Raw genomic sequence first — 16,468 nt, forward strand, 5'->3', positions numbered from 1 at the left:
GGCGCGCGATCGCGCTGATGCTGGCGTGCGTGGCGGTGTTTTCGCTGATGGACGCGGTGCTGAAGACGCTGTCGGCGCATTACCCGCCGTTCCAGGTGGCGGCCCTGCGCGGGGCGTCGTCGTTGCCGTGGCTGCTGGCGTGGGCGCTGCTCAGCACCGGGATCGGTCCGCTGCTGCGGGTGCGCTGGCCGTTGCACCTGCTGCGCGGCGTGCTCGGCATCACCATGATGGCGGCGTTCGTGTACGCATTGCGCACTTTGCCGCTGTCGACCGCCTATTCGATCTTCTTCGTCGCGCCGCTGTTGATCACCGCGTTGTCGGTGCCGTTCCTGGGCGAGCACGTCGGCCCGCGGCGCTGGACCGCGATCGCGATCGGCTTTTCCGGCGTGCTGGTGGTGCTGCGCCCGACCAGCACGGGCGTGCTCACGACGGCGGGACTGGCGGTGCTGCTGGCGGCGCTGGGCTATGCGGTGTCGGCGATCACCGTGCGGGTGCTGGCCCGCACCGATTCCACCCAGGCGATGGTGGTGTGGCTGATGACGCTGATGGCGTTGGGCGCGGGCCTGCTGGCGTGGCCGCAGTGGGTGCCGCTGCGGCTGGAACACGCCTGGCTGATCCTCGGCCTGGGGATCGCCGGGGCCTTTGGCCAGTGGGCGATCACCGAGGCGTTCCGGCTCGGCGAGGCCTCGCTGCTGGCGCCGCTGGAATACACCGCGCTGCTCTGGGGCGTGCTGCTGGACGCGACCCTGTGGGGCGTGTTGCCCGACGCCGTGACCTGGCTGGGCGCGGGCATCATCGTCGCCAGCGGCCTGTACCTGCTGCGCCGCGAAGGCAACCGCGCCCGGGCGACGCCGCCGCTCTAGGCGCACGCGGCGCTACAGGCGATAGCGTTTCTGGCAGTGTTCGCAGAAGAAGGCGCGACGGCGCGCGCATCCCAGTTCCTTGCGGTAGGTCAGGCGGGTGCCGTCGCGCGGGCAGGTCGTCTTGGTATGGACCTGATAGTGCTTCCTGAGCACGAAGGCCTTCTTCCAGGCCAGGAAGTCGAAGCTGTATTCGCGCGCCTGCTTCACCAGCTCGCCGAGCTTGCGCGGCGGCAGCGCGCCGACCTCGCTTTCCGGATGCACCCGGATCCGCCACAACACCTCGTTCTTGATGATGTTGCCGACCCCGGCAAAGCGCTCCTGGTCGAGCAGGGCGTCGGCCGCGATCACCGCGGGGCTGGCGCGCAGGCGGCGGCGCGCCTGCGCCGGGTCCCAGGCGTCGGCCATCACGTCCACGCTCCAGTCGTAATGCGCGTCGAGCGCGCCTTCCAGGAAGCGCAGGGAGCAGGCATAGAGGTCGAGCCGGCCGTTGTCGAAACCCAGGTGCAGCCGCGGCGGTGTGCCAGGCTTCGGGTCGTCGATGCGATAGCTGCCGAACAGCAGCAGGTGCACGCGCAGCGCGAAGTCGTCGAAGTCGAGCAGGAAATGCTTGCCCCAGCTGCACGCCGCCCGCAGTCGGCGGCCCTGCATCCGCGCCAGGTCCTGGCGGCTGTTGCCCGATACCTCGCGCACCGCCCGGCCGGCGAACTTTGCAGCCTGCTCCCTGAGGATGACGATGGATGGGCCTTCGGGCATGCCCGCACGCTAGGGCCGCAACAGCGACCGTGCCGTGAAGCCACGCCGGCAAGACCGCGCCCCAAGACAAAGCGGGAGCCGGGCAAGCCCGGCTCCCGCGGTGGAGCCTGGAAGCGACGCGCGACTTAGAAGCGCGCGCCGACCCCGACCCCGACCACCACCGGGTCCATGTCCGCCTCGCCGGCCTTGGTGCCGTCGACGGCGATGTCCGAGCTGCCCTTGAGGAAGCGGGCATCGGCGCGTGCGAACACGTTCGGGGTGAAATTGAGGTCCACCCCGACCGTGCCGATCGCGCCCTTGGGGGTGCTCACGCCGATGTGGTGGTCCGCGTACGGGCCGATGTTGTCCTGGTCCTCGTCGCTGATGTTGGACTGGAAGTAGCCCAGGCCCACGAACGGACGCACGGTCGCGTCGGCCTCGCGGAAGTGGTACTGCGCGCTCAGCGCGTAAGGCTGCGAGCTGACGGTGGCGATCTTGCCGTCCGCGGCCGTGGTGACGCGGTGGTCGAACTTGTTGATCGCGCCCCAGCCCTCGATCGCGACGTTGTCGTTGATGTAATAGCTGGCCGAGAGCGTGCCGGCGCCGGAGCCGTCGAAATCGGCTTCGCTGCCGTTGATGTCGGCGTTGCCGGTCGGTTCCTGGTGGGCGTACCCGCCGACGATCGCGAAGTGCTTGCCGGCCGTGGTGCCGGCGTCCTGGGCGAAGACCGGCGCCGTGGCGAAGCTGGTGGCGATGGCGATGCCCATTGCCGACAGCAGCAGGCGGCGGGGGGTGCGGAAGGATTGCATGGGGTTCTCCTCGTTAGGTCTTGTGGGCCCTGGGGAGTAGGGCGTCGACACCCTAGCGCCGGCGCGATGAACGCCTGCGCCCATGCAACCTGACTGGCGGGAACTTTCCATCGGGTTTCGTGACGCCAGGGCGCGTTCAAGGCCCCCGTGCTTCACCCCGCATCCACCCCGCTGACTCCTGGAAGAACCGGCAGGGCTGCCGCTGCTGGCGGTCGGCAAGATCGGACAATGGCAGGGAGCCCACGCGCGCTGGCGCGCTCGGGCCAAGGGCGTGGCGTGCGCGCCCGTGATCCGCAGCCGATGGTGGTGAGGCCATGGCAGCAGGCTGGAACCCGGCTGCCGGACGGGCTCAGCAGCGGGCCTGGTGGGCGGGCGCCAGCACCGGTTGCACCCGCTCGACGTGCAGCGCGTCGAAGGACGCCATCGGTCGCGGCAAGGTGGTGACCTCGGTTTGGCACGCCGGCGGCTCGGGCTCTGGGAGGAGCAACGCCCCGGTGCCGCCGAAGCCCAGCAGCGCCACGGCCATCGCGCCGCGCAGGAAGACATGGTCCAGGCATCGCATGACGGTTCTCCGGGGGCATCGGGGGCTGCCCACGCTGGAAAAGATGCGCGCATGCACGCCGGGGTTGCAGTGCATCCGGTGGGGATGACGATGGTCATGGCCGCGACGGGTGCTGCGGCGGTGGCGCGGCGGCAACGAGCCCTTGCCGGTGCATCAGGACGCGCCCGCGGCATGCCTTGGCGCGCGCGGCGGTCGCGGCCAGCGACGGAACACGGCACTAATGGCCGCGCGTTGGCAAGCCGGAGGCGTGTTTCACACGCCTTGTCACAGCCCGATGGCTACCGGGTTGGCGGTCACAAACGTGACGGCAATCGCAAAATCGCATGAAGTTGTGACCGATCGCACGCGTGGCCCGCATTCAGCATCGACAACGCCCATTGCGGTGGGTAGCGTCCGCGACCGCTCGAGATCCGAAATCCCGCTGTCGTGGGGCGTTCGTCGTTCTCGACATCGCCAACCAATCCTCGGGGAAATGATCCATGCGTAAGACCTCGCTTGCGGTCGCCGTCGCGATCGCCGCCACCGGCCTGTTCGCCGCCGGTACCGCCGCCGCCGCCAATTCGCCGGCCCCCGGCAGTTTCAACGTCACCGCCAACGTGCAGGGCAGCTGCCGCGTCACCTCGACCAGCGACATCGCCTTCGGCACCTACGATCCGGCCGACGTCAACGCCAGCACTCCGCTGGACCAGAACGGCAGCGTTTCGGTGCGTTGCGTCAAGGGCATTGCCGCCAAGGTGGCCCTCGACCAGGGCCAGAACGGCAGCGGCACCTGCGCCGCCCCGGCGCGGGCGATGAAGGAAGCCACCAGCAACGAACTGCTGGCTTACGAGATCTACTCCGACAGCGGCCATGCCAGCGCCTGGGGCTGCGATGCCGGCAACGACGTCGAGTTCACCGCCGCCGCGTCCAACGCCGACACCGTGTTGACCACCTACGGCCGCATCCCGGCCGGCCAGGACGTCGGCCTCGGTGCCGACTTCAGCGACGTGGTCCAGGTTTCGGTCACGTTCTGAGCCCGGTCCACGGCGGGCGGCGACTGCGTCGCCGCCCGCCGTGCGATGTCGCAGCCACCGATCCGGTCACGTCCATGCGCCTGTTGTCGTTCGCCTTCGCGTTGCTCGTCTTCGCGTTGCCCGCGCGCGCCGCCGAATTCGAACTCAGCCCGACCCGGGTGCGCCTGGATGCACGGCACCTGGTCGATACGATGCAGGTCGGCAACAGTGGCGCCTCTCCGCTGCAGTTCGAAGTGACGGTCTCGCGCTGGCGGATGGGCGACGACGGCGGCTGGCAGCTGCAACCCAGCGACGACCTGGTGGTGCATCCGCTGCTGCTGGAGATCGCCCCGAACAGCAAGGCGCGCCTGCGGGTGGGATTGCTGGTTCCCCCGACCGAACCGGGCGAAGCCGCGTACCGCATCGAGCTGCAGGAGCAGCCATCGGCGACCGCGGCCGCCGCCGGCAGCGGCGTGCGCATGCTCACCAGGATCAGCCTGCCGGTATTCGTCGCGGGCAGCGACGCCGGCACGCCGGCCCCGGCATTGCAGGCCGCACAGTGGCAGGGCGACGCGCTTGCGTTCTCGCTACGCAACGACGGCGCCACCTTCCTGCCGCCGCAGTCGTTGTCGCTGCGCTTGCTGGCGGCCGACGGCAGCGTGTTGCTGCGCCAGCAGCTGCAGGGCAACTACGTGCTGGCCGGCGCCAACCTGCCGCTGCGGGTGCACGCGGCGTCGGCATTGTGCGTGCGCACGGCGACCCTGGCGATGCACCTGGACGAGACCGGCAGCGAGCTGCGCCTGCCGCTGCAGCCGGGGCACTGCACGCCGTGAAGCGGCCGCTGGCGCTCGCGCTCGGCATGTTGCTGGCCGGGCCCTCGCCGGCGCAATCGTCCCCGCCGCAATCCTCCCGCGGCCAGGCTCCCTCCGGACAGGCGTCGGCGGACACCGAAACGCTGCTGCTGGACGTCTGCGTCGACGACGCCTGCGACGGCATCGCCGTGGTGCTGGTGCGCGGTCCGCAGGTGCTGGTGGAAAGCGCGGCGCTGCGCAAGGCCGGCGTGCAGCTGGATGCGGGCGTCGCCACGCAGCGGATCGACGGCCGCGATTTCGTCCCTGCCGATGCCATCGGCCACGGCACCCGGGTCGCCATCGACCGCGCCCTGTTGCGCCTGGACATCCAGCGCCCGGCCAGCGCCCTGCCGCTGCAGCGCGCGGATTTCCATGCGCCGCCGCCGCAGGTCGACGGCATGCGCGACTGGAGCGCGGTGCTGGATTACGCCGCCAACATCGGCAGCCGCCGCGACGCCCGCAACCTGTTCGTCGATGGCGCGCTCAGCCGCGGGCCGTGGGCGCTGCGCGGCGATGGCCAGTGGCGGGGCGACGGCGGCTGGCGGCGCGGGCTCACCCGGCTGGAATTCGACCAGCCGCACACGCTGCGGCGGTGGACGTTCGGCGACCAGTACGCGCTGAGCCCGGACCCGCTCGGCGGCAGTGCGCTGCTCGGCGGGGTCGGCGTGGCGCGTGCGTTCGACCTGGATCCATTCCTGATCACCTTCCCGCAGCCATACCTGGACGGCGTGCTGCAGGCGCCGGGCACGGTCGAGATCTACGCCAACGGCGTGCTGGTCGGGCGCCAGCCGTTGCAGGCGGGGCCGTTCTCGCTGCAGGGCCTGGGCCTGAGCCCCGGGCGCAACGACGTGGAACTGGTGCTGCGCGATCCGTTCGGGGGCACCCGCGAACTGTCCAGCGCCTCGTACTACAGCGCCTCCGGTTTGCTGGCGCCGGGGCTGTCGGAATACGCCTTGCGACTGGGTCGCATGCGGCCGTCGCCGCTGGAGGACCGCTATCGCGACGATGCGGTGCTGGCCGGCTATTGGCGCCATGGCCTCAACCAGGCGGTGACGGTCGGCGTCCGCGCCGAGTCCGACCGCGAGCTGCGCAACCTCGGCGCGCAGGCGGCGCTGCGGTTGCCCGTGGGTGAATTGTCGGCCTCGCTGGCGCGCAGCGACGGCCCGGGGTTCGGTGACGGCGGTGGCGCGGCCGCGTTCGATTACCGCTACAGCAACCGCGTCGCCGGCTGGTCGCTGGGCGTGCGTCGCTACGACCGCGGTTATCGCCGCCTGGGCGACAACCTCGTCGGCGACACGATCGGCCGCTTGCGGCAGCCGCGTGGCGATGCCTTCGCCGCGATCGGCTGGTCGCCCAACGCGCGCCTGTCGCTGCAGTTGCACTGGAACCGCAACCGCTGGTTCGATGCCGGCGACGACACCCGCTACGGCCTCGACGCCAGCCTGCGCCTGGGCGTCGGTGCGCGCATGTACTTCGCCGTTGCCCGCAACGACGGCGATGCCGGCCGCGACACCGTCGCGCAGCTGGGCGTCAGCCTCGCGCTGGGGCGCGACAACCTCAACATCGGCAGCCGCCATGACGCCAGTGGCTGGGGTTACGGCATCGACGCCAACCGCTCGCGCCCGACCGCCACCGGCTTCGGCTACAGCGCCAGCCTGGATCATCGCGACGGCGCGCAGTACGCCTTTGCGCGCGGCGAATACCAGGGGCGCCACGGGCGCTACGCGCTGAGCGTGCAGGATGCCGACGGCGACAGCGAGGCCAGCCTGCTGCTGGGCGGCGCGCTGGTCGCGATCGGCGGGCGCGCGTTCGCCACGCCGCCGGTCGACAACGGCTTCGCGCTGGTGCGCGTGCCGGGCCTGGCCGGGGTGCAGGTGCGGCGCGAGAACCTGCCGGTCGGCATCACCGACGATGCTGGCGAACTGCTGGTGCGCGACCTGCTGCCGTACTACCCCAACCGCATCGGCTACGACGACCAGGACGTGCCGGCCGACTGGAACACCGGCCCCGACGCGATGACCGTCGCGGTGCCGCGCCACGGCGGCGCGGTGGTGGCGTTCCAGGCACGGCCGTTGCGCGCGATCGCCGGCAGCCTGCGCCTGCCGCAGGCGGGCGCCGCCACCCTGCACCTGCGCGGCGCGGTGCACGACTACGCGACCCGGATCGGCACCAGCGCCCGCTACTACATCGAGGACGTGGAGCCGGGCGCGTACGCGCTGGAGGTCGAACTGGATGCCGGCGCGCGCGCGCGCTGCACGTTGCAGGTGCCGGTGCTGGCGCCTGGCGTGACCCGGCTGCAGCCGGTCGTGTGCACGGAGGAGCCATGAACACGACAGCCATTGTCGTGAGCCAACGCGCCGGGATACCAGGCGCCGGCCACGACCGCCGCTGGCCGGGCCCGCTCGCGCCTGCATTGCTGCTGGCCGCATGCGCGTTGGCGCCGGCGTGGCCCGCGAGGGCGGCCAGAGATGCGGATTGCCGCGTCGATACCTCGGCCGCCCAGATCGCCTTCGGCACCTACGATCCGCTGAGCGCGCTGCCGCTGGACGCGGCCGGCCGCATCGACGTCATCTGCGACAAGAACAATGTGGCGGTCCGGGTCGAACTGGATCGCGGCGCCGGGGGTTCGTACCTGCCGCGGCAGATGCAGTCCGGCAGCCAGGTCCTGGCCTACAACCTCTACCTGGATCCGGGGCGCAGCATCGTCTTCGGCAATGGCAGCGGCGGGACGCAGGCCGGCGCGGGATCCACCTCGCCCATTGGTGGCGGCGAATTCCAGGCGCGGGTCCCGCTCTACGGGCGCATCGCGCCGGGACTGGATGCGGCGTTCGGCAGCTACAGCGACAGCATCAATGTCTCGGTGACGTTCTGATCGGACCGGCGCGCTGATCAGACCGGCGCGGGCTCAACGCCGCATCGCGCGCAGGTCGACCCGGGTCGGCGCCGAGCCGATCGCTGCGCGCAGGGTGACGAGCGTCAGCTCGTCGTTGCCGCGGCGGAAATGCATGTCCACGGCAGTGGCGCCGGCCCCAGTCTCGGCCACCAGTTCGTAGCCCAGCACGTCCATCCGCTGGCGGTAGAACGCACGCGCGTTGTCGAGCGCGCCTTCGAACACGTAATGCCGGCCACGGGCATCGTCCTGCAGCAGGTGGCCGGGCACGGGCAGGGGCAGGGTGGCGCTGAGTCCGGGCTGGTTGGCCACCAGCACCCGGGCGTGTGCGCCGAAGCTGGCCTGCGCCGTCTCGGCCGTGGCTACTCCGGCCGGGGTCGCCAGCAGCAGGCCCAGCAGGCCGCTGCCGAGGATGGAAGACACCTTCATCGAGGTCTTCATGCCAGAGCCCTCCCATGGCTGCTGGAAACGATTCCATCATCGGTTTCCGGGGAGGATGTGCCAGCGCGAAGTCGTCGAACTGTGATGGCCGGAGCGTCCCGCGGAAGGCGCATTCCGGATCTGTGACCGGCCGATATCCCGATCTGTGATCGCATTCGCTGCCGCGGACGGGCGCCGGAACCGCGTCGTGCGGCAACTTGGGCAGCAATCCCGCCGCGGACCACGGCGGCGCGCGCGTTGGCGTCGTCCGCCCGACCCGGCCACAATAGTCGGCCCATCGCATCGAGGTCCCGTCCGCCATGGCCGAGTTGAAGGAAGCCCGCGTCCCCGACATCGGCGGCTACGACGACGTCCCGGTGATCGAGGTGCTGGTCGCGGTTGGCGATACGGTCGCGGCCGACCAGGGCCTGGTCACGCTGGAATCGGACAAGGCGACGATGGAGGTGCCGGCGCCCTTCGCCGGCGTGGTCCGCGAACTCAAGGTCAAGGTCGGCGACAGCCTCTCCGAAGGCGGCGTGGTGGCCCTGATCGAGCCGGCCGAGGCCGCCGCCGGCGAGCAGCCGGCCGCGGCCGCGTCGCCGGCCAAGGGCGGCGCCGCCGAGCCGCCGCGGGCCGAACCCGTGGCGCCCGCGCGGGAGACTCCCGCCGCCGAAACCGGCACCCAGGTGCCGCCGGTCCAGGTCCCTGCGCAGGCAGACAGGCTGGCCCAGGCGTCGATCGCCGCGGCCGGCCCCTCGGCGCCCCCGGTGCGCTTCGATGCCGAGGCCGTGCTGCCGGACAAGGTGCCCTACGCCAGCCCCGCGGTGCGGCTGTTCGCGCGCGAGCTCGGCGTGGAGCTGGCGCGCGTGCAGGGCAGCGGGCGCGGCGGCCGGATCTCGAAGGAGGACGTGCAGAAGTTCGTCAAATCCGCGCTGCAGGGCGGCGCCGGGGCCGGCGCGGTCGCGGGCGGTGGCGGGCTGGACCTGCTGCCGTGGCCGAAGGTCGATTTCACCAAATTCGGCGAGATCGAGACCCGCCAGCTGACCCGCATCCAGAAGATTTCCGGCGCGAACCTGTCGCGCAACTGGGCGATGATCCCGCACGTCACCCAGCACGACGATGCCGACATCACCGAGCTCGAGGCGCTGCGCGTCGCCCTCAACGACGAGAACGCCAGGGCGATCGCCAAGGGCAACGGCGCCAAGCTGACGATGCTCGCCTTCATCATCAAGGCCTGCGTCGCCGCGCTGCAGAAGTACCCGGATTTCAACAGCTCGCTCGAACCCGATGGCGAGCGCCTGGTGCTGAAGAAGTATTTCAACATCGGCTTCGCCGCAGACACCCCGACCGGCCTGGTCGTGCCGGTAGTGCGTGCTTGCGAGCGCAAGGGCGTGATGGAGATCGCCGCCGAGACGGCCGAACTCGCGGCCAAGGCGCGCGAAGGCAAGCTGGGGCCGGCGGAGATGCAGGGCGGCTGCTTCACCATCAGTTCGCTGGGCGGGATCGGCGGCACCGCTTTCACCCCGATCGTCAATGCACCCGAAGTCGCGATCCTGGGCGTGTCGAAGTCGGCGCCGAAGCCGGTGTGGAACGGCAAGGAATTCATGCCGCGCCTCATGCTGCCGTTGTCGCTGAGCTACGACCACCGCGTGATCGACGGCGCCGCCGCGGCGCGCTTCACCGCCCACCTCGCGCAGCTGCTCGGCGACCTGCGCCGGGCGATGCTGTAAGGCGGCGCGGCGATGGCAAGCGCAACTGGAAAATCCGCGATTGAAGTCAAGGTCCCGGACATCGGCGGCTACGACGACGTGCCGGTGATCGAAGTGCTGGTCGCCGTCGGCGACACGGTGGCCAGGGACCAGGGCCTGGTCACGCTGGAATCGGACAAGGCGACCATGGAAGTGCCGTCGCCGGACGCCGGCGTGGTCCGCGAACTGAAGGTCAAGCCCGGCGACGCGGTGTCGGAGGGCAGCGTGATCGCGGTGCTCGAGGCCGCAGGGGCATCGGCGCAGGCACCGGCCGGGAAGCCGGCAGCCGCGCAGCCCGCGCCGGGGAAGGCGAATGCGGCAGACACCGCTCCGGCCACGCCCGCGAAGCCTGTGTCCAGCGCGGTGCCCGCCGCGCAACCGGCCACCAGTGCAGCCGCGATCCCCGCGCCGCAGGCTGCGGCCGCAAGCGGCCGCAAGGCCGACATCGAATGCGCCATGGTCGTGATCGGCGCCGGCCCCGGCGGTTACAGCGCCGCGTTCCGCGCCGCGGACCTCGGCCTCGACACGGTGCTGGTCGAACGCTACCCCGCGCTGGGCGGCGTCTGCCTCAACGTCGGCTGCATCCCGTCGAAGGCGCTGCTGCACGCGGCCGACGTGATCGAGCAGGCCGCGCATGCGGGCGACTACGGCGTCGAGTTCGGCAAGCCGAAGATCGCGCTCGACAAGCTGCGCGCGTACAAGGACAAGGTCGTGGGGCAACTCACGAAGGGCCTGTCCGGCATGGCCAGGCAGCGCAAGGTGCGCGTGGTGCGGGGCACGGCGAAATTCGTGTCCGCCAACGAGCTGGAGGTCGCCGTCGAAGGCGGCAAGACCCAGTTGCTGCGCTTCACCCAGTGCATCATCGCCGCCGGTTCCCAGGCCGTGCGCCTGCCGATGTTCCCGTGGGACGACGCGCGCGTCATCGATTCGACCGGCGCGCTCGAGCTCGCCGACGTGCCGAAGTCGCTGCTGGTCGTGGGCGGCGGCATCATCGGCCTCGAGATGGCGACGGTGTACCGCGCGCTCGGCAGCCAGGTGACGGTGGTCGAGTTCATGGACCAGCTGATGCCGGGCGCCGACGCGGACCTGGTCAAGCCGCTCGCCGATCGCCTGAAGAAGCAGGGCGTCGCCGTGCATCTGAAGACGAAGGTTGTCGCCGCGAAGGCGACGAAGCCGGGCATCGAATGCGCGTTCGAGGGCGCCAGCATCCCCGCCGCGAACACCTACGACCGCGTGCTGGTCGCCGTCGGCCGCGCGCCGAACGGCGGCAAGCTCGACGCGCAACAGGCCGGCGTCGCCGTGGACGAGCGCGGCTTCATCGGGGTCGACGCGCAGATGCGCACCAACGTGCCGCACATCTACGCCATCGGCGACCTCGTCGGCCAGCCGATGCTCGCGCACAAGGCCACGCACGAAGCCCACCTGGCCGCGGAAGTCGCCGCCGGCCTGAAGCGCGAGTGGGTCGCGCGCGTGATCCCGTCGGTGGCCTACACCGATCCCGAGATCGCCTGGGTCGGCGTCACCGAGGCCGAAGCCAGGGCCAAGGGCCTGGCGATCGAAGTGGGCAGGTTCCCGTGGGCCGCATCGGGCCGCGCGATCGGGCTGGGCCGCACCGAGGGCTCCACCAAGCTGCTGTTCGACGCGCAGAGCCACCGGATCATCGGCGGCGGCATCGTCGGCGTGCACGCGGGCGAGTTGATCGCCGAGATTGCGTTGGCGATCGAGATGGGCTGCGAGGCCGCCGACATCGGCCACACCATCCATCCGCATCCGACCCTGTCGGAATCGGTGGGAATGGCGGCCGAGGCGTTCGAGGGCACGATCACCGACCTCTACATTCCGCGCAAGCCGTAGCGGCCGCCGCGGGCAATCCGCGCGACGGACAGCGACCAGCCCCGGGGCGCCCGGCAGGCCGCGCGCCCGGGCGCGACCAGGCGGGAGCCGGAAAGGCGAAGCCCCGGCCTTGCGACCGGGGCTCCTGGGGACCTGCTGCGAGTTCGACGAGGAAGGAGTAGCAGGCCTCGGCAAGGATGGACAGGCCGATCCGGCAAAGGTTCCGCGGCATTGGCCTCGGTGCCGGGCAGGGCTCCAGGGGCCGATCGCCGGGCGCATGCACGCCGGCACCGGCAGCCTGGCGGCGGTTGCCGCCCAATTTCCCTGCCTGCTATAATTTTGCGGCTTAGCGGAGCCGTTTTGACGCGGCCACCGGTGCCAACCTCCTCAGCCCAACGAGACGCGCGTGCACGATCCCATCGCCACGGGTCGCCGCGCAGCAATGCGCGCGGTAGCCATCCAGGCCGTCGTGACGCTGCTGGTCGCGCTGCTGGCGCTGGCTGCGGCTGGTCCGAGGCAGGGGCTGGCGGCGGCGGTGGGGGGCATCGCGATGCTGGTCGGTAACGGCCTGGCGGCCGCGGTGGCGCTGGGTGGCGGGATCCAGCCGGCAGGGGCCGCGTTCGCGCGGTTGCTGCTCGGCACGCTGGGCAAGTGGGTCGTGGCATTGGTAGTGGTCGTGGTAGCGCTGGGGCCCTTGCGGCTGCCACCGCTTCCGCTCCTGGCGGGACTGGCGGCGGGAATGCTCGCCTACCTGCTGGCGGTGCAAATGAATACACAGAGGCGGCAGCGTTGAACCCGACTGAATCCATCACTGCGGCGTCCGAACCGGCAACGGGCGGTTCGACCGAATACATCAACCACCACCTGCACCACCTGCAGGTAAGCGTGGGCGATGGCGCGTTCATGACCTTGAACGTCGACACCCTGTTCTTCACCCTGGTGCTGTCGCTGCTGTTCCTGTTCTTCTTCATCCGTTCCGCGCGCAAGGCCACCGCCGGCGTTCCGGGCAAGTTCCAGGCGCTGGTCGAGATCATCGTCGGCTTCGTCGACGGCCTGGTGCGCGAGACCTTCCACGGCCGCAGCAAGCTGATCGCGCCGCTGTCGATCACGATCTTCTGCCTCGTGTTCCTGATGAACTTCATGGACATGCTGCCGGTGGACTTCCTGCCCTGGGCATGGGCCAGCGGGCATGTCGCGGCCGGCCACGATCCGGCCCACGCCTACCTGCGCGTGGTGCCCACCGCCGACCTCAACACCACCTTCGGCCTGTCGCTGGCGGTGTTCCTGCTGATCCAGGTGTTCGGCATCGGCCACAAGGGCGTCGCCGGCTTCACCAAGGAAATCTTCACCGCGCCGTTCCATGCCGAGGGCACCGTCGGCAAGATCGCGCTGGCGCCTGCCAACTTCCTGCTGCGCATGATCGAGGAAGGCGTGCGCCCGCTCAGCCTGTCGCTGCGACTGTTCGGCAACATGTACGCCGGCGAGCTGATCTTCATCCTGATCGCGCTGATGACCTTGGGCGCATCGCTGTCCAGCGGCCTGACCTGGGCGATGGCGCCGATGCAGCTGGTGGCCGGCTTCATGTGGACCGCGTTCCACGTGCTGATCATCACCCTGCAGGCCTTCATCTTCATGATGCTCACCATCGTCTACCTGAGCATGTCGGCCGAGAGCCACTGACGCGCCGCCACCGGAATCCGCTTTCGTTCTTCCCATCCACCCGTAGCACCAGCCATTCGATTTCACCGGAGTACACCATGGAAAACGCAGCCCTCATCGCTGAAGTGTTGAAGTTCACCGTCATCGCGGCCGGCCTGCTGATCGGCCTCGGCGCCCTCGGCACCGCGATCGGTTTCGCCATCCTCGGCGGCAAGTTCCTCGAGGGCGCCGCGCGCCAGCCGGAGCTGACCCCGATGCTGCAGACCAAGATGTTCATCGTCGCCGGCCTGCTCGACGCCGTGCCGATGATCGGCGTCGCGATCGCGCTGCTGCTGCTGTTCGCCAACCCGCTGCTGGGCTCGCTGGCCGGCTGATCCCGCCGCAGCCGTCCGCAACAGGTTCAGGCATCGCCGGCGGCCACGCCGCCGGCACCAGGAGCAAGCGCAAATGCTACCCAACCTCACTCTCGTCATTCAGGGCCTCGCGTTCTTCGCGGTGGCGTGGCTGGTGATGAAATTCGGCTGGCCGCACATCATCGGTGCGATCGAGGAACGCCAGCAGAAGATCGCCGAAGGCCTGGCCGCCGCCGATCGCAGCCAGAAGGACCTTGCGCAGGCGCAGGACAAGGTCAACGAGGCGCTGAAGGACGCGCGGGTCAAGGCCAACGAGATCATCGACCAGGCCCACCAGCGCGCCAACCAGATCATCGACACGGCCAAGAACGACGCCGTCGCCGAGGCCAACCGGCAGAAGGCGCTGGCGCAGTCGGAGATCGACGCCGCCGCCAACCGCGCCCGCGAGGACCTGCGCAGGCAGGTGTCCGTGCTCGCGGTGACCGGCGCCGAGAAGCTGCTCCGGCGCGAGATCGACGCCAGCGCGCACAAGGCGCTGCTCGACGAGCTGGCCGCGCAGCTTTCGGCCGAGGCGGGCTGACCGATGTCGCAGGCACTGACCCTCGCCCGTCCCTACGCGCGCGCCGCCTTCGGCATCGCCCGCGACGAGGGCGCGTTCGCGCCGTGGTCGCAGGCGCTGGGTTTCGCCGCGCAGGTTGCGGCCGACCCGCGGGTCGCGCACCTGCTCGGCGACCCCAAGCTGGCGGACGCCGATGCGGTCGCGCTGCTGTCGCCGGCCGCGGGCCAGGGCGACGCGGCGGGCGCGCCGTTCGCGCGCTTCCTCGCGCTGCTGGCCGACAACCGCCGGCTCGCGCTGCTGCCGGAGATCGCCGGCCTGTACGAGGAACTGCGCAGCGAGGCCGAGCGCGTGGTCAAGGCGACGGTGACCTCGGCGACGGTGCTGCCGGCGTCCGCGCTCGACGGCATCAAGGCCGCGCTGAAGCGGCGCTTCGGCCGCGAGGTCGAGGTCGAGACCGCGGTCGATGCGTCGCTGATCGGCGGCGCCGTGATCGACGCCGGCGACGTCGTCATCGACGGATCGCTCAAGGGCAAGCTCGAGCGCCTGCAAGCGGCGCTGGCCAACTAACAACTTACGCAACGCCGGTGGCAACGCCGGCACAAGGGAAACACCGATGGCTACCACCACGCTCAACCCGTCCGAAATCAGCGAACTGATCAAGACCCGCATCGAGAAGGTCGGCCTGGCCGCCGAGTCGCGCAACGAAGGCACCGTGACCAGCGTGTCCGACGGCATCGTGCGCATCTTCGGGCTTGCCGACGTGATGCAGGGCGAAATGATCGAACTGCCCGTGTCCGAGAGCGGCGCGGCGACCTTCGCGCTGGCGCTGAACCTGGAGCGCGATTCGGTCGGCGCGGTGGTGCTGGGCGATTACGAGCACCTGCGCGAGGGCGACGTCGCCAAGACCACCGGCCGCATCCTGGAAGTGCCGACCGGCCCGGAACTGCTCGGGCGCGTGGTCAACGCGCTGGGCGAGCCGATCGACGGCAAGGGCCCGATCGACGCCAAGACCAGCTCGCCGGTGGAAACCATCGCCCCGGGCGTGATCTGGCGCAAGTCGGTGAGCCAGCCGGTGCAGACCGGCTACAAGTCCGTCGACAGCATGATCCCGATCGGCCGCGGCCAGCGCGAGCTGATCATCGGCGACCGCCAGACCGGCAAGACCGCGCTCGCCATCGACGCCATCATCAACCAGAAGAATTCCGGCATCAGGTGCGTCTACGTGGCGATCGGCCAGAAGAACAGCACGATCGCCAACATCGTGCGCAAGCTGGAAGAGTTCGGCGCGATGGCCTACACCACGGTGGTCGCCGCGTCGGCTTCCGAGTCGGCCGCGATGCAGTACATCGCCGCGTATTCGGGCTGCACCATGGGCGAGTACTACCGCGACCGCGGCGAAGACGCGCTGATCATCTACGACGACCTGTCCAAGCAGGCCGTCGCCTACCGCCAGATCTCGCTGCTGCTGCGCCGCCCGCCGGGCCGTGAAGCCTACCCGGGCGACGTGTTCTACCTGCACAGCCGCCTGCTGGAGCGCGCCGCGCGCGTGTCCGAGGCGTACGTCGAGCAGTTCACCAACGGCGCCGTCAAGGGCAAGACCGGTTCGCTGACCGCGCTGCCGATCATCGAGACCCAGGCCGGCGACGTGTCGGCGTTCGTGCCGACCAACGTGATCTCGATCACCGACGGCCAGATCTTCCTCGAGACCGACCTGTTCAACGCCGGCATCCGCCCGGCGGTGAACGCCGGCATCTCGGTGTCGCGCGTGGGTGGCGCGGCGCAGACCAAGATCATGAAGAAGCTGTCGGGCGGCATCCGCATCGCCCTGGCGCAGTACCGCGAACTGGCGGCCTTCGCCCAGTTCGCCTCCGACCTGGACGACGCCACCCGCAAGCAGCTCGAGCGCGGACAGCGCGTCACCGAGCTGATGAAGCAGAAGCAGTACGCGCCGATGTCGGTGGCCGAACAGGCGCTGTCGATCTACGCGGTCGACAAGGGCTACATGGACGACGTGGCGATCGCCAAGATCGGCGCGTTCGAACAGGGCCTGCACGCGCACATGGCCAACACCGCCGGCGAGCTGATGGGCAAGGTCGCCGCGAGCGGCGACTGGAACGACGACATCGAGGCCGCGTTCAAGAAGGGCATCGAAGAGTTCAAGGCCACCGGCAGCTGGTAAGGCGGCCCCGTCGCTCCC

17 protein-coding genes are annotated in these 16,468 nt (G+C 70.3%); 13 read left to right on the top strand and 4 right to left on the bottom strand.

Annotated elements, in window-relative coordinates; all coding sequences use genetic code 11:
• Positions 1-17: 17 nt before the first annotated feature.
• Positions 18-863: a DMT family transporter gene (locus MQC88_RS11700; protein WP_243322361.1), complete on the top strand. Its 846-nt coding sequence runs from the start codon at positions 18-20 to the stop codon at positions 861-863.
• A 12-nt stretch (positions 864-875) separates the two neighbouring features.
• On the opposite strand, the gene MQC88_RS11705 is transcribed toward MQC88_RS11700, so the two are convergent.
• The 3 genes from MQC88_RS11705 to MQC88_RS11715 all read right to left on the bottom strand — a co-directional run bounded on the left by MQC88_RS11705 (position 876) and on the right by MQC88_RS11715 (position 2,966).
• Entirely contained in the window at positions 876-1,616 is a 741-nt protein-coding gene (locus MQC88_RS11705; protein ID WP_243322258.1) for a DNA-formamidopyrimidine glycosylase family protein, read from the bottom strand.
• A 125-nt stretch (positions 1,617-1,741) separates the two neighbouring features.
• A complete protein-coding gene (locus MQC88_RS11710; protein WP_243322260.1) occupies positions 1,742-2,404 on the bottom strand; it encodes an OmpW/AlkL family protein in 663 nt (220 codons plus the stop codon).
• Between the two features lie 349 nt (positions 2,405-2,753).
• The gene (locus tag MQC88_RS11715) at positions 2,754-2,966 is read right to left on the bottom strand and encodes a hypothetical protein (RefSeq protein WP_243322262.1); all 213 of its coding nucleotides are present in this window, start codon (positions 2,964-2,966) and stop codon (positions 2,754-2,756) included.
• 479 nt (positions 2,967-3,445) lie between these two features.
• Here MQC88_RS11715 and MQC88_RS11720 point away from each other — a divergent pair, with 479 nt between their 5' ends.
• From MQC88_RS11720 to MQC88_RS11735, 4 genes are all read left to right on the top strand, one after another.
• Positions 3,446-3,979, top strand: a complete 534-nt coding sequence (locus tag MQC88_RS11720) for a Csu type fimbrial protein (protein ID WP_243322265.1) — start codon at positions 3,446-3,448, stop codon at positions 3,977-3,979.
• A 74-nt stretch (positions 3,980-4,053) separates the two neighbouring features.
• The gene (locus MQC88_RS11725) at positions 4,054-4,791 is read left to right on the top strand and encodes a fimbrial biogenesis chaperone (RefSeq protein ID WP_243322267.1); all 738 of its coding nucleotides are present in this window, start codon (positions 4,054-4,056) and stop codon (positions 4,789-4,791) included.
• The gene (locus tag MQC88_RS11730) at positions 4,788-7,136 is read left to right on the top strand and encodes a fimbria/pilus outer membrane usher protein (RefSeq protein ID WP_243322270.1); all 2,349 of its coding nucleotides are present in this window, start codon (positions 4,788-4,790) and stop codon (positions 7,134-7,136) included. The genes MQC88_RS11725 and MQC88_RS11730 overlap by 4 nt, the downstream gene beginning before the upstream one ends.
• The gene (locus tag MQC88_RS11735; protein ID WP_243322272.1) at positions 7,133-7,681 is read left to right on the top strand and encodes a Csu type fimbrial protein; all 549 of its coding nucleotides are present in this window, start codon (positions 7,133-7,135) and stop codon (positions 7,679-7,681) included. The genes MQC88_RS11730 and MQC88_RS11735 overlap by 4 nt, the downstream gene beginning before the upstream one ends.
• 33 nt (positions 7,682-7,714) lie before the next feature.
• Here MQC88_RS11735 and MQC88_RS11740 read toward each other — a convergent pair whose 3' ends face one another.
• Positions 7,715-8,140, bottom strand: a complete 426-nt coding sequence (locus MQC88_RS11740) for a hypothetical protein (RefSeq protein ID WP_243322273.1) — start codon at positions 8,138-8,140, stop codon at positions 7,715-7,717.
• Positions 8,141-8,439: 299 nt separating this feature from the next.
• Here MQC88_RS11740 and MQC88_RS11745 point away from each other — a divergent pair, with 299 nt between their 5' ends.
• From MQC88_RS11745 to atpA, 8 genes are all read left to right on the top strand, one after another.
• The gene (locus MQC88_RS11745; RefSeq protein WP_243322274.1) at positions 8,440-9,849 is read left to right on the top strand and encodes a dihydrolipoyllysine-residue acetyltransferase; all 1,410 of its coding nucleotides are present in this window, start codon (positions 8,440-8,442) and stop codon (positions 9,847-9,849) included.
• A 12-nt stretch (positions 9,850-9,861) separates the two neighbouring features.
• The gene (gene lpdA, locus MQC88_RS11750) at positions 9,862-11,721 is read left to right on the top strand and encodes a dihydrolipoyl dehydrogenase (protein ID WP_243322275.1); all 1,860 of its coding nucleotides are present in this window, start codon (positions 9,862-9,864) and stop codon (positions 11,719-11,721) included.
• A 385-nt stretch (positions 11,722-12,106) separates the two neighbouring features.
• Positions 12,107-12,493, top strand: a complete 387-nt coding sequence (locus MQC88_RS11755; protein WP_243322276.1) for an ATP synthase subunit I — start codon at positions 12,107-12,109, stop codon at positions 12,491-12,493.
• Entirely contained in the window at positions 12,490-13,380 is an 891-nt protein-coding gene (gene atpB, locus MQC88_RS11760; RefSeq protein ID WP_243322277.1) for a F0F1 ATP synthase subunit A, read from the top strand. Before MQC88_RS11755 ends, atpB begins: the two co-directional genes overlap by 4 nt.
• Positions 13,381-13,457: 77 nt before the next feature.
• A complete protein-coding gene (gene atpE / locus MQC88_RS11765; RefSeq protein ID WP_243322279.1) occupies positions 13,458-13,733 on the top strand; it encodes a F0F1 ATP synthase subunit C in 276 nt (91 codons plus the stop codon).
• Between the two features lie 73 nt (positions 13,734-13,806).
• Complete coding sequence (locus tag MQC88_RS11770; protein ID WP_243322281.1) at positions 13,807-14,292, top strand: F0F1 ATP synthase subunit B; 486 nt, start codon at positions 13,807-13,809, stop codon at positions 14,290-14,292.
• 3 nt (positions 14,293-14,295) lie between these two features.
• The gene (locus MQC88_RS11775; RefSeq protein ID WP_243322283.1) at positions 14,296-14,838 is read left to right on the top strand and encodes a F0F1 ATP synthase subunit delta; all 543 of its coding nucleotides are present in this window, start codon (positions 14,296-14,298) and stop codon (positions 14,836-14,838) included.
• Positions 14,839-14,884: 46 nt separating this feature from the next.
• Complete coding sequence (gene atpA, locus MQC88_RS11780; RefSeq protein ID WP_243322285.1) at positions 14,885-16,450, top strand: F0F1 ATP synthase subunit alpha; 1,566 nt, start codon at positions 14,885-14,887, stop codon at positions 16,448-16,450.
• The last annotated feature ends 18 nt before the right edge of the window (positions 16,451-16,468 follow it).

It is taken from the genome of Cognatiluteimonas sedimenti (assembly GCF_022808325.1).
GTDB classification, from domain to species: domain Bacteria; phylum Pseudomonadota; class Gammaproteobacteria; order Xanthomonadales; family Xanthomonadaceae; genus Cognatiluteimonas; species Cognatiluteimonas sedimenti.